Source organism: Streptomyces sp. SPB162, from assembly GCF_029504575.1.
Taxonomy (GTDB): Bacteria; Actinomycetota; Actinomycetes; order Streptomycetales; family Streptomycetaceae; genus Actinacidiphila.
The window spans coordinates 316,855-329,979 of the sequence record NZ_JAQFII010000002.1 but is presented as its reverse complement, the minus strand read 5'-3'; the positions used below and the strand labels follow the sequence as shown (position 1 = coordinate 329,979).

Annotated in this window: 10 protein-coding genes; 5 read left to right on the top strand and 5 right to left on the bottom strand. The window is 71.6% G+C overall.

Going from position 1 to position 13,125, the window contains the following annotated elements:
* Positions 1 to 1,643 precede the first annotated feature (1,643 nt).
* The 3 genes from M2266_RS31415 to M2266_RS31405 all read right to left on the bottom strand — a co-directional run bounded on the left by M2266_RS31415 (position 1,644) and on the right by M2266_RS31405 (position 6,636).
* On the bottom strand, positions 1,644 to 4,610 hold the full coding sequence (locus tag M2266_RS31415) for a hypothetical protein (protein WP_277441669.1): 2,967 nt from the start codon (positions 4,608 to 4,610) through the stop codon (positions 1,644 to 1,646).
* A complete protein-coding gene (locus M2266_RS31410; protein WP_277441668.1) occupies positions 4,607 to 5,494 on the bottom strand; it encodes a hypothetical protein in 888 nt (295 codons plus the stop codon). Before M2266_RS31410 ends, M2266_RS31415 begins: the two co-directional genes overlap by 4 nt.
* A gap of 401 nt (positions 5,495 to 5,895) precedes the next feature.
* Positions 5,896 to 6,636, bottom strand: a complete 741-nt coding sequence (locus M2266_RS31405; protein WP_277441667.1) for a Crp/Fnr family transcriptional regulator — start codon at positions 6,634 to 6,636, stop codon at positions 5,896 to 5,898.
* Positions 6,637 to 6,832: 196 nt separating this feature from the next.
* Between M2266_RS31405 and M2266_RS31400 the strand changes: the two genes are divergently transcribed.
* Positions 6,833 to 7,303 (top strand): hypothetical protein, encoded by a 471-nt coding sequence (locus tag M2266_RS31400; RefSeq protein ID WP_277441666.1) that lies wholly within the window; start codon positions 6,833 to 6,835, stop codon positions 7,301 to 7,303.
* 128 nt (positions 7,304 to 7,431) lie between these two features.
* Here M2266_RS31400 and M2266_RS31395 read toward each other — a convergent pair whose 3' ends face one another.
* A complete protein-coding gene (locus M2266_RS31395; protein WP_277441665.1) occupies positions 7,432 to 8,055 on the bottom strand; it encodes a DUF4142 domain-containing protein in 624 nt (207 codons plus the stop codon).
* Between the two features lie 232 nt (positions 8,056 to 8,287).
* Entirely contained in the window at positions 8,288 to 8,734 is a 447-nt protein-coding gene (locus tag M2266_RS31390) for an STAS domain-containing protein (protein ID WP_277441664.1), read from the bottom strand.
* 233 nt (positions 8,735 to 8,967) lie between these two features.
* Here M2266_RS31390 and M2266_RS31385 point away from each other — a divergent pair, with 233 nt between their 5' ends.
* From M2266_RS31385 to M2266_RS31370, 4 genes are all read left to right on the top strand, one after another.
* Positions 8,968 to 9,360, top strand: coding sequence for an ATP-binding protein (locus M2266_RS31385; RefSeq protein WP_277441663.1), 393 nt, complete (start codon positions 8,968 to 8,970; stop codon positions 9,358 to 9,360).
* Positions 9,361 to 9,703: 343 nt separating this feature from the next.
* Entirely contained in the window at positions 9,704 to 11,404 is a 1,701-nt protein-coding gene (locus M2266_RS31380; RefSeq protein ID WP_277441662.1) for a PP2C family protein-serine/threonine phosphatase, read from the top strand.
* A gap of 41 nt (positions 11,405 to 11,445) precedes the next feature.
* Entirely contained in the window at positions 11,446 to 12,552 is a 1,107-nt protein-coding gene (locus tag M2266_RS31375; RefSeq protein ID WP_277441661.1) for a cobalamin-dependent protein, read from the top strand.
* Complete coding sequence (locus M2266_RS31370; protein ID WP_277441660.1) at positions 12,549 to 12,929, top strand: STAS domain-containing protein; 381 nt, start codon at positions 12,549 to 12,551, stop codon at positions 12,927 to 12,929. Before M2266_RS31375 ends, M2266_RS31370 begins: the two co-directional genes overlap by 4 nt.
* Positions 12,930 to 13,125: the final 196 nt, after the last annotated feature.

Sequence of the window (13,125 nt, the reverse complement as noted above, 5' to 3'; positions counted from 1 at the left end):
GGCTCTCCATCCGACGAGGGGCATCCCTTTCCCGGGGGCTCCAGACGTCTTCCCGGTCGGGCGCGGGCTCAGCGCGGGGTTTTCGAGCGCCGTCCTGCTCGGTCCTGCTCTGCTCGCCGGACGCCCAGTCGTCGTGAAGGGGTGCGGCGGGCTGTTCCCCTCGCGGTGTCCAACCCTCCTCGCCACGGGACGGGGTCTCCCTTTGGGGCGCCCGACCGCCGCCATAGCGAGGCGGGTTCGCGTCACCCGTCGCCCAGCCGTCGCGCCCGCGCGGCTCCCGTCCGCCGTCATACGGCGATTGCTCGTCCATTCCGGAACGGGTGGGAGGTGATGGTGGCGATACGTCCCAGGGGTCGGCGGGCCACGCGTCGTCGGGGCCGGACGCCCCTTTCGGGGGTGTCGGGTGGCCCTGCTCCGGCCCGTACCAGCGTTGTTCGTACGTCGGCGGGCCGGGTTCCTCGCGGTCGGCGGGGGCCGGTTCCCGGCCCGCCCGGTCGCCCGGTCGTCGGAGTGCCGTGAGTCGGCCGTATCCGACTGCCGGTGTGCGGGTTCGCCGACGCGAGGGCCGGAGTCGGAGCGGTACGGTTCCGGTCCCCGGTCCGGCTCCGGTCGATACGGTCCCGACGTTGGTTCGGCGCGGTAGGGCTCCGGCACGAACCGGTCGGTAGCCCAGCCGCGCTGCACCAGGTCGGCCTCGCCCTCGTCGCTCCCGCTGGTCCGTCTGTCGGTGTCGCGCGCGGCGGGCGGCAACTGCGCTCTCGGAGTCGCTTGTTGGTTGGGGCCCAGGGCGAAGTGCCGGCTCTCTGCGGGCTGGTCGGACAACACTCTCGCCCGTAGGTACTCCTCCAGCTCGGGGCTGGAGATGCGTCCTTGGTCCAGCATCCGCAAGAAGAAGTTCCTGGTGTCCGCGTGCCCTTTTGCGTCGTCGTCATGCATCATGCGGATGACGTCGGCGACGTCCTTGTGGCCGCCGGAGGCCATCACCCAGGCCAGCCGGTCGGTCTCGGGGCCACCGGCCAAGCCCGAGAAGCTCGCGAACCGGCTCGCGATCCGTTCCCACTCGGCGGCCTCGCTGCGTTTGCCGGCGACCTCGTCCAGATAGGTCTGGTCGGTGCCGACGGTGACGAACATCCGCGTCGTCAGGCCGACCTCGGCTCCGAGGTCGGACCACCGGCCGCCCTGGATGTCGGCGCGGATCGCCCGGTTGGCCTGCTGGGCCTGTTGGATGGGGAAATTCTCCGAGACCATCTGCAGGCGGTCCACGATCTCCGGGCCGAGGTCCTCCTCCACGCTCTGCAGCCTTTTGCGTGCGACCAGTTCGTAGTCCACCACCTCCCAGCGCAGCTGGATCTTGGTCTCGAAGAACGTTGCGCCGCCGGCGGCTGCCAACCGGACGGTAAAGAAGGTGGTGTGCCGGCCGCGGGCGATCTCACAGACGGTGCTGGGCCGGGCCGTCCTGCGGTTCCGGCTGGAGACCTCGGTGCCGTCGCTGGTCATCACGCGGCAGCCACCGCCCTCGTAGAACACCACCGACGCGACCTGCGCGCCCTCGTGGCGGAATCGCCACACACGCTCCGTCCGGCGCTCGCGGAGGAACGGGCCGGCGATGTTCTCGGGAATGAAGAGTTCAGGTGTCTCGTCCATCAGTGTCTCTCCCCCTGTCCGCGCAGGCCGGCGCCCACCCGGTCCAACACATGTGCCGCGAACTCCTCGGTCATCGCCTCGTCCGGCTCGTCCCCCATGGTTCTCAGCAGCCACTCCAGCCGTCGCCAGTCGCGCTCCCCACGGACCAGGTGCGGCAGGAACCACAGCAACGCGGGCAGCAGTTCACCGACGAGCGGATCCTCGACGTGGGCGTCATCGGTCGCGTCGCCCTCGGCCGCTGACCGTCCCTCACCGGCTTCTCGCTCGTCGGTCGCCCCGTCTCCGCCGGCTCCGGTCGCGCGAGCGAAGCCGGCGCGGCCGGAGCCCCGGGCTTCCCGCCAGTCCCGCGCCGCCGCGAGCAACCAACCACGCAACGCGTCGGTGGTGGCCTCACCCGCCAAGTGGCTGTTGAGGCTGCGCCACATCAGCTCGGCCAGCGGCTCCGCCGCCTCCGGTACGGCTACCGCCACCGCGATCGGCAGCGGCCAGCCGCCGCGCGGGGCCAGCTCCCTGTCGGTCGAGGCCGTCGACGCCCGGGGGATCGGCGGACGGTACGCGCCGCGTCGGCGGCCCGCCTGCGGCGGTACACCGGGCCGTTGTGCCGCCGCCCGCGGATCCTGCCCCGCGGCCTGGCGGGTGTCCTGCCGGCGGGTGCCCTGCTCTCCCGTGGGCTTCGGTTCACCCGCGGCCTCGGCCGCTTCCGGTTCCCAGAACTCGTCGGTGCGGGCGAGCGCCACCCTGACCGCGCTGAGCAGGGCCAGATCCCGGTACTCGCCCGTCACCTGGGCCACCCACTCCGCGAGCAGCGCCAGCACCTCGGCTGCCCGGCTGCCCGCTGCGAGCCGGGCCAGCGCATACGACCCGACCCGCAAGTGTTTGCCCTTGTCCCTGGCGCTGACGGCGCCGATCGATTCCACGGCAGTCCGGGTGTCGGCCTCGATCCGCCCGTAGCCGAGCGCCAGCGCCGCCGTCCAGCGCAGAGCGGCCTCCCCGCCCCGGGCCCATTCGTCGGTGAGGACCCGTACCGCCGCCCGGTGCGGCTCGCGGCGGCCGGCCTGGTCCAGCGCGGTCGCCGCGACGAACCGGCGGCGGGGCGAGCGGGCCGTCGCCAACGGTCGGATCAGCTCGGCGAATCCGTACCCCATGTCCTCGGTGCACAGCTCACCCACCACCACCGCCACGCGCATCCACACCTGAGGGCGCGGGTCGTCGGCCAGTGACCGCAGCCATCGCACGATCGGGGCCCGCGCGGCGTGGTGGTGGTGCCAAATCTCGGCGAGGACGGCGTTGGCCAGTCCGTCACCGCGGTAGCGCGCGGTCCGTACCGGCAGCGGAACGCCGCCGATGCTCTCGTCCTCGCCGATCCCGAGCTCGGCCCGGCTGGCGGCAAGCAACTCGGCCCAGTTCTCGGTGAAGACCGGGCGGCCGTAGTCGTGGCCGGGATCGCGAGCCAGCAGCAGTTCCCATGCCAGGAGGTCGGCAGCGTCCGCCACCGCGCTGAACGCCTCGCCGTCCAGCACCGCGAGCGCGATCCGGAAGGCCGCCTCGCGCATCCGCTGCGCCCCCGCCTCGTCGGCGGTACCCGTGACGCGCTCCCGGGACTCGTCGCCGGTCGGTCCCACCGTCGGCGGCAACTGGCCCAGCCCGTGGGCGAACCACTCGCGGGCCTGGACGCGAACGAGTTCACCGCAGTCCGCCAGCAACTGCTCGCGGGTCGTATACCCGTGCAGGTGCGCCACGAGCATGTCGGCGACGGCGTCGGTCTCCGCAGGCCGCAGGGCCTCCAGGCGCATGCCGAGCGCCTTGTGGAAGAGCGGGTGAACGAGGATCCGCTCTCCCTTGCTCAGCGTCTGCAGCCCGTCCCGCCCGGTGGTGACGCGCCGTGTGAGCTGCCAGTCGAGCAGTTCACGCGCGGGCGCCGGCGGGCACGTCCAGGCGTACTGCCCCGATGCCCTGCCGCCGGCCGTCACCGAAGGCGCGGCGATCACCACGGCGTAAGCGTCCAACCCGGCGAGTCGCCCGGCGAGCGCGTCCAGGTGCAGTTCCTGCAGTACCGAGGACCATGTTCCGGGCGTGTCCGGTAGTTCCACGAGGACGCCGCCGCCGCGCATCACGACCTTCTCGGTCACTTCCCCGTCGGTGATCAGACCTTTGAGCGAACCGGGGTCGAGACGACTGACCCGGCGGTCGGCGGCGGGCCCTTGCGTCGTGTGCTCCCCGGCGCCGTCTTCGGCGCCGGGAGGTGACGGGGCGATGAGCGCCGCGGGCGCGGTCACCTCGTCGAGCAGGCACAGCCCGGTGGTGTGGCGCCCGGTACCGGGCGGCCCGACGAGCACCAGCACCCGGCGGGCGCGCAGGGCTTCGCGGAGCGAGGGGTACCCCTCGGGCGCGCGGTACGCGATGCGCAGCCGCTCCAGTTCCTGGTGTGGGACGCCGCCGAAGACCGGCACGCCCTTTTGGGCGACGCCGTAGTAGTTGTAATTGTTGCCCATGTGGGCGCTCTCGATGCGGCTGCGGTCGATGATGCTGCTGTTGCCGCTCATGTCGTAACGCGTCCGGGCCTCGCGGTGAACCTTGGTCGCGGTGCGCGAGCTGCTCTGTTCACCCTCCTCCGCACCAGGGTCCTGCATGGCGTCCTGGAACCGCTCGCTCTCGCGGGCCCTTTCGCTTTCGCGCTCGTGCTGATCGCGGTCCTGCTGGTCGTCGGGGCCGGACCCGCCGGATCCGTCGAGGTGGTCGGCGTCCTTGACGCGGTCGTCGCGCTCCGCTCCGTCCGAACGATCACCGCGGCCGTCGCGGTCGTAACGGCGGTCCTCCGGGGCGGCGCCGCCTTGGCGCCCGTCACCACGGCCCGCGTCACTGCCCGGCGTATGGCCCGGCTCCGGTGCGCTCCGGCCGCCCACCGCGTCCTGGCGGTGGAATCCGCCGGCTCGCGCCTGCGCCGGCGCGCCCTCCTCCGGGCTCATCGCCCCACCTCGGGCTCGTCCGCCCCACGGCGGGTGCCGTCGCCGAAGGTGACGGGCCCCTTGAAGACCGAGTGGGAGTGCCTGCTGCTGTTGTCGCGCATATGGACGACAGTGCGCTCACCCGGCTCCGAGGACTTCTCGTTCCAGGGGTCGTCCTGATCGTCCGCGTCATCCGTGCCGTTCGCGCCGCCGTCGGCCGAGCCCTTGGGCCGTACGGCCGAGACCGGCCGGTCAGGACCATTGCCTGCTCGGTCCGGGGCGCCCGGCTCGTCCGGGTGAGTGGACGTGGGTACCGCCGGCTGCCGGGGGGCGGCGCCGCCCTGCCCTCCGTGCGCCGAGTCCACCGACCCCGCCCCTGCGGAAGCCGTCTCGGGACCCGGACCGCCGGACAGCGGCGGAACGGATCCGCCGGGCACGTGGAACCAGGCGATGGTTGGGCCCCCCTTGAGCCGCACCGTCCGGCTGCGGTACGCGGACGGTTCGACGAACCGACCGCCGTGCCTGACCACAGCTCGGTACAGGTCGTCGGACACGACACAGAGCAGATCCTGCCCGGAGCGGGCCAACAACTCCTTCGACTCGGCCGCGTCGACGAGCCCGCAGACGAAATCCATCGCGCCGCCGGCCACGCTCTTCTCACCTTGGTGCACCGGCCCCACGTGCATCCCCACGCGCAGCCCCAGGTGCTGCGCCAGGTCCTCGTTCGCGATCCTCAGCCGCTGGTGGAGCTCGGCGAGCCAGAGCCCGAGCAACTGCACCGGTGGTACCCGGGAGTCCACCGCGGCGATGAAGCCGTCGCCGCGGTCCTCGCGGTAGAACATCGCCTCTTCCACTCCGGCCGCGCCGAAACTTGCGTCGGCCACGCCGTAGATCTGTTCGTTCATGCGTACTTTCGCGCCGTCCAGGTACCCCCCCGAACCCCGCGCGTCCACGTTGATCAAGAACTTGTAGACAGCCCCGTGCGCCATGCGCCCCCCAGTTACCGGCCACTTCGACGGATAACGGCCAGCATGCGCGGTCGTACGCCCGACGTATGTGGTGGTTTACACATCTGGAAGGAGCCACAGGAGCTCGTGCGGAATCGCGCTCTCCCCCTGCGCTACCTCTATACGACCGTCGCTCCAGTACGCCCCATCGGAAGCCTTGACCTAGTAAGACCGTATGAGGTAATAGAAAAGCTGTTATAGCTGGGTTAAATGGATATATGCAGAAAGGGCGACGTCAACCGACCGCATTGTCCGCCTGGCGTTCGAGCCGGTGCCGATTCGGCGACCGAACGGAGAGTTCAGGACTCGCGGCCCGTCCCGTTGCCGGTGATATTGCCGCCGGCGGCGAGCAGCCGCAGCACGGTCATGTCGGAGAGTTCGATGCGCCGGTGCCGAGTGTGTACCACTCCTGCCGCACGCAGCGGGCGCAGTGCCTTGGCGACGGCCTCCCGGGTCGCACCAACGGCGTCGGCGAGGTCGTGCTGCGCGAGATCCACCAGCACCACGTCGGCGCCGTCCCGGCCGGTCGGCCGGAACACCCGGTCGCTTCCGACGGGTTGCTCGGCGAACTCCAACAGCCGCGCGGACAGGCGCTGCAGCACGGTGAGCGAGACGAGCGACCGGCGCTCGGCGTCGGCGTTCCGCAGCCGGGCCGTCAATTGGGCCATGACCAGGACGTTCGCCTGCGGGCTGCCGCTGAGGAACCGCCGGAAACTGTCCCCGGCCACTATGAGGGCGCGAACCTGCCCGAGCGCCGTGACCGTGGCGCTGCGGGGCGCCCCGTCGACCATCGCCATCTCGCCGATCAGTTCGCCCGGACGTCGCAGCGCGAGGAGCAGTCGCGCTGCTCCCCGCTCGGTGACCGTGGACACCGCAGCCCAGCCGTCGAGCAATACCAGGACGTGGTTGTCCCGCTCGCGTTCCCGCAGCAGGTACTGCTGAGACGCGAAGCTTCGCTCGGTCCCGAGACGCATGAGCTCCTCGGCCGACTGCGGCGTCAGCGCCTGCAGGAAGGGTGCTTGGCGCTCCACCAGAGCCATAGCGTTTCGCCTCTGTACTCGTCACGCGGTCGCACTTCGTGACGTCAGGTGATTGTCTTGTCAATCGCCCAGCACCATACGCCAAACCCCCGTGCCGTGGCCCCCGAACGCGCCCTTTGCCGAGCCGGCGGCAGTCATCCGCACCCGCACCGACAGGGTGCTGATCTTCCCGTCGCCCTGTGGCACGATCCCTGCCATGGAGTGGACGACGCTGGTCGGGACGGGACTTGGGGCTGTGCTGGGCGTGGGATCCACCCTGCTCGGCGAGCATGTGCGTTGGCGGCGCACCATCAGGGACAACCGGCTGCAAGACCGACGGAACCTGTACGTCGACTGTCTCGTCGCCCTTCGGAGGGCGCACGAGGCCATGCGGTTGGCGGCTGACGAGGAACATACGAGCCCGCAGGTCAAGGCGGCCAGAATCCGGCAGTTGTTCCAGGCGTCGGGTTGCGATGAGGCACGTGAACGCCTGATCCTCACCGCAACCGACGCGGTGATGTCAGCGATCGATGCGTCGTACCACTCGCTGCGGGACGTTCGCGAGATACTCGCGTCCGGCTCCTCGTTGACGTCGGCGAGTTACCAGACGGCGAGGCAGGCTCATGGAGACGCGACTCGAGCCGCTCGCGTCGTTCTTCGGAGCGAACTGAGTGCGCTGGACCTGTGACGTGGTGTCTCCGCTGTCGGCTGCTTCGGTGTCGCCTGCGGATGAGGTCGGGCACGCGGACGCACGACCGGGGCTGGTCGCTGGTCCGCCCCTCTGCCCTTGCCGGGGCCGGCGGGCCGGCGGTTCGGTCATTTGGGGATGGTTGCGGCGACGCTGTCCAGGGTGGTGTCGGTGACGAGGCCGGTGTCCTCCAGGACTTCCATGTGGTCCTGGACGGTGTTGTTGGTCTGCGTGGCCAGTCGCCGTACCAAGGCGTTCTTGGTGGCGGCCCGGACTTCGGCGATGGTGATGAATATCTTGCCGTGGGACGCTCGGAGCAGGTCCACGAAGAGCTGGTCGAAAGCCTGGCCGCGAGCGTTCTCCAACTGGGTCACCCAGCCCTGCTGTTCGGGAGTGGCCTGGTCCGGGATCGGCACGTTGAGTGCGGCTGAGTCCTCGCGAGCCAGTTGATCGAGCTTGCTGTGCCCTTCGAGCAGATGCATACCCGCGCGTTTGATGGCCTCGCTCGACGCGTGCGTCTGGGCGAGCCGCCCCGCCGGCATCTCCCAGAGCCCGGCCTGCCGGACCTTGGTGAGGAATGTTCTGTCCAACGCGGACACCGTGCCGGTGTTACCCGCCCTGGCGGCGGCTTGGTCGGCCCCTGCTGCCGGTAGGTGGGCGGACATCGGCTCGTTCGCGGAGCTGTTCCGCTGCGAGAGCACCACGGAGAAGGTGGCGATGACGGCCACGAGAGCGACGACCGCGGCTATCAAGCGGCCACGACGCGGTGCGAGCCTCGGATTTCGGGCGTGAGATTTCATCATGCCTCCTGAAGTGCGCAACACCCGTGAGAGCGGACGCTGTTACGCCTTGTACTGCGGGGCATGAGCCACGCTAACTCTTGCATTGAGCAAGGGATTAGATTCAGCGATGGTGCTCAAAGGAGGGCGGGGCGCGACTTCCGTGGCGTATGCTCCGGCCTCGCCTGCCGGTCATCGGGCGTCGTCAGGGAGCGCTGGGGGGCCGGGCTGTCGCGCTCAGCGCGTGGATCAGGCCTGGGTGGGTGGTGAAGGACCCGGTGGTGCCGGTCATCTCGGCGGTCTTCAGGAAGGCCGCGGGCAGCGGCGTGAGCAGGCTGATGCCGGGGTGGCGACGGGCGGCCAGGAGTTGGGCCAGGACGTCGATGTGCAGGTGGGTGACGGCGGAGAGGTCCACCACCAGCGGGCGACCGCTGCGGCGTGCGTCGGCTATCTGGGCGCTGACGAACCCCTCGGCCCGCCAGTCCAGGACCCCCCGCAGGATCACGACGTGTGCCTCGCCGTGGTCGAAGTGGCTGACGCAGGCGTTCTGGAAGCGCTCGAGGGTGGCGCCGGCGTAGGGCTCGTGGTCGTGCGGGCAGGGGGTGGGGGAGGTGCCCGCCGGTCGGGTACCGGGAAGGGCGGGGGGATCCATACGCGCCTTTCCTGAATGCTGCGCACCGGGCGAGCCGGTTCGCCGGTGGGTCCACTCAGCGTACGCGCATGTTCCGCAGGCGAGACGGCTCCCGGGCGGGGGCCGTGGCCTGCCGCGCGCTCGCCGGAATGCGGCGGCGTTAGTCTGGTCGGGTGCCGGGGCAGCGACCGGAGACGACGAGCCGGCCTTCGGGAGGCGTGGTGCAGCGGGTGCACGAGCCGTCCGGTCCGCCCGTGCGCTCCGGCAGGTGGCACCTGACGGGCCTGAAGGGAACCATGGGCCTGGTCCGGGAGCACGCCCGGGCATTCCTGGACGACGGCACCGATGCGCCCGCGGCCACCGTGGCGCGGGAAGTGCTGCTGGTGATCGCCGAACTGGTCTCCAACGCGGTGCGACACGCTCCGGGCCCTTACGTTCTCCAGCTCTCCCAGGACGGCGCGCGGCTGCTGATCTCGGTCAGCGACGGTGGCACCAGCGGCCCGGTCCCGCGCCCGCCGGACCCGTCGGCCGGAGGCGGCGGGTTCGGCTGGCACCTGGTCCAGCGGCTGTCCGAGCGGGTCGATGTGGTTGCCCACGCCGAGAGCGGCAAGACCGTGACGGCGACCGTCGTCCTGCTCGCCCGCTGAGCCCGCTGAGCCCGCTGAGCCGGCTGAGCCGACCCGGGCCGGCGGGTGTCGCTCGGAGTCGCCGGGCGCCGCCGCCCGCCCCGCCATGGATGCCGAGGCCGACCTCGTGCGAGCGGACTCGCCGTACCCCGCGGGGGTCGAACGGCACCGGGGAGTGTGTCGCGCTTCCCGGGGTAGGCGAGGCCACTGACAGCGTCGATCGTCTTTCCGGCGACCCGGCAACGGGCTTGCCCTATCCGTCTCCGGTGCGAGACGGTTGCCATGCGACAATGTTTGTTGTCGGCCGTCGAGACAGAGAAATGAGTTGGCCTGGCACCCGGGGTGACCGGGCCCGTGATCCTCTATGACGTCTACTCCCACCGCTTCCGACTCCTCACCGCCCCTGGCGGCCGCCGCCCGCAGGACTCCACGTCCCGCTGTCGGGGCCCCGCTGCTGCGTGCCCTGGTCGACGCGGCAGCGCCGGTGCTCGTCCTGGCCGGGAGCCCGGCCCGGGTGCGCCTGCACAACAAGGCCGCCGAGGCGCTCTTCCCGACACTGGGCGAAAGCGACGCCTTCACCGCGGACGTGGTCGCGCCCTGGTTGGTGCAGGCGCAGGAGCAGGGCGTGGACGCCCTGGACGGTTCAGTGGGCGCCCGGGTGTTCCGCGCCACAGCGCAGCCGCTGCCGGGGGAGTGCACGGGCTGGCTGCTGACGGACGTCACAGAGGAGCGCGCCGCCCTGCAGCGCCTGAGCGATGAACGAGCTCGTACCCAGTTCCTGGTGCGGGCCTCGGCACGGCTGCTGGCCTCGCTCAACCAGCGGCGCTGCCTGCGGGTGACCACCGAACTGGCCGCGGAGCAGCTCGCCGACGCCGCCGTACTGGTCACCCCCACACGGGGGCGCCGCGTAGCGGTGACCCGGATGGTGCGCGACGGACGGCTCGAGGAAGTGACCCTGAACGTCGACGTGGACCAGGTCCCCGGGCTCAGCGACGCGCTGGCCGGCTTCCCACCCGTGCCCTCGCGCTGGGTGGACCCCGACCTGGCCCCGCCCTGGCTCGCCCCCGAGGGCTTCGGCGAGCTGGGATCGTTGATCGTCACTCCGCTGCCCGGAAACGGTGTGCCGGCCGGCGCGCTGATCCTGCTGCGCCGCGCGGGACGGCCGGGGTTCGACGACGAGGAGGAGCTCTTCGCCCGGATCTTCGCCGCCCGCGCCGGCGCCGCGATCTCCGCCGCCATGCTCTACGCGGAACGTACCGAGACCACCAACATCCTGCAGCGCGCCCTGATCCCGCCGCCCATCGACCGCATCGAGGGCATCGACCTGGCCAGCTCCTACCGTCCTGCCCGCGCGGCGGACCTGATCGGCGGCGACTTCTACGACGTCCACCCGCCACTGCCCACGCCGGGCGAGGGCGGAGGGCCCGGCGAAACGCTGCTGATGCTCGGGGACGTCTGCGGCAAGGGCCCCGCCGCCGCGATCCTGACCGGAAAGATCCGCAACACGCTGGCCGCGCTGCGCCGCCTGGAGCCCCGCCACAAGCAGCTGCTGGAGTTGCTGAACGCCACGTTGCTGGACGAGCAGGACGCCCGCTTCGTGACGCTGGTCCTGGCCGGAGTCACCCCCGTGGCCGGCGGTCGGCTGGAGTTGCGGCTGACCGCCGCCGGGCACCCCGCCCCGATGATCATCCGTGCGGACGGGTCCGTCGAGCAGGCCGCCACCCGCGGCTCCCTGATCGGCGCCCTGCCCCGCATCACCTCCACCACCTGGACCACGGTCCTGGACCCGGGGGAAACGTGCCTGCTGTTCTCCGACGGCGTCACCGAGGCCCGCGGCGGTCCCAGTGGCAAGGAGCTGTTCGAGGATCAGCGGCTCAAGGAGGCCCTGCGCGAGTGCGCCGAGTTGCCAGTGGAAGCCATCGTCGAACGGGTGGAACTCGCCACCGCGCAGTGGCTGGGCGGTGGCGAGCACGACGACATCGCACTGCTCGCGCTGGGTGCGCCGCGCCGCGGATCGCATCTGACGATGGTGAACGGCCACGGACGGGGCAGGTACACCGGATGACGCATCGCAGCGGGCGGGGGCCGCGGCCGAAGGCAGGACCGGTGACCCCACAGACACAGACCGTCGACACCCGGACCGCGGCCGACTGGTGCCAGGAGTTCTTCACCGCGCTGGCCGACATGGACGAGCACCGGGCCACCGACACAGTCCACGGGGCGGCGGATAGCGGCCTGACCCGGCAGCAGATACTGCTGCAGGTCATCGCCCCCGCCCAGGCGCTGGTCGGCGAGGAGTGGGCGGCAGGGCGCTTCACCGTGGCCCGCGAGCACGCCGCCACCGCCATCAGCGACCGCGCCATCGCCGCCCTGGCCCGTCACCGCACCCCCGACGCGCGGGGCACGCGCGGGCGGGTGACGGTGGCCTGCGTGGACGGCGAGTGGCACGCGCTGCCCGCCCGCCTGGTCGCCGAGACCCTGGAACTGCGCGGCTGGCACGTCGACTTCCTCGGTGCCCATGTCCCCACTTCGCACCTGATCGCGCACCTGCACGCCACCGGACCCGACGCCGTCGCCCTGTCCTGCTCGCTGGCCACCCGCCTGCCCACGGCCCACGCCACCATCACCGCCTGCCAGGCCGCGGGCGTTCCCGTCCTGGTCGGCGGCGCGGCCTTCGGGACCGACGGCCGCTTCGCGGAGCTGCTGGGCGCCGACGCCTGGGCGCCGGACGCCGACAGCGCCGCCGCCCGCCTGGAGGAAGCCGGATCCGTGCGGCTGACCTACCCGGACCTGGGCGAGCACTTCACCGCCCTGCCGCACCTGGCCGACCAGGAGTACACCCTCCTGAGCCGGAGCCGGCGGGAGCTCACCGAGCAGACCATGGCCGGTCTGCAGGACAGGGTGCCCGCGATGAGCGCCTACAGCGAGCAGCAGCGTGAGCACACCCGCGAGGACGTCGGCCACATCGTCGACTTCCTCATCGCCGCCGTGTACGTCGACCGGGCGGAGGTGCTCGGCGACTTCCTGGCCTGGACCTCCGCCATCCTGGAGGCCCGCAATGTCCCCGCGCGCTCGCTCCTGGCCGCCTTGGACGTCATCGCCGCGCGACTGCGGGACTTCCCCCGCACGCTGGCCGTCATCGATGCCGGCCGATCCGCGGTGACCACCACCAGCAGACCTGCGCACAGCCGCACGAACGAGGACGGCGTATGAAGACCACCGAGCCGCTGACGATCACGGTCCAGCAGAGCACGCCGGGACGCGTCGTCCTGGCGCTCAGCGGACCCTGCGACTTCGAGACCGTCGAGGACCTGCGCGAGGCCGCCGACGAAGCCCTGGCCGCGTCGCCGCCGCAGTGCCTGACGCTGGACTTCACGGACGTGGACGCCTGGGACTCCTCCGGCCTGTCCGCGCTGATCTATGTCAAGCGCTTCACCGACACCGACGGGGTCCGCCTGCACGTCGTCGGCCTCGACGCGCACCAGCAGCAGATCCTGCACATCACCGGCCTGGACGTCTACCTCGCCGACGCCCTCACCGTCCTCTGCCAGGACCACCCCGGCGACCCCCGGGCCGCCACGGCCACGTAGGTCGCGGTAGCGCACTGGTTCCTTCGCGGTGACGACCGGATCGGCCCCCCGGGCCGCGGTGCGCGCACGCAGCCCTTCCCCGCCCCGCCTTCCGGCGAGGCCCGTACGGGAACGCGCGCGCGGGTGCCCGGTGGGGCGGTCCAGGACGATCCGTGCGGATGCTATGGCCGGCTGACCCCGGTCCGGGTCATCCGCG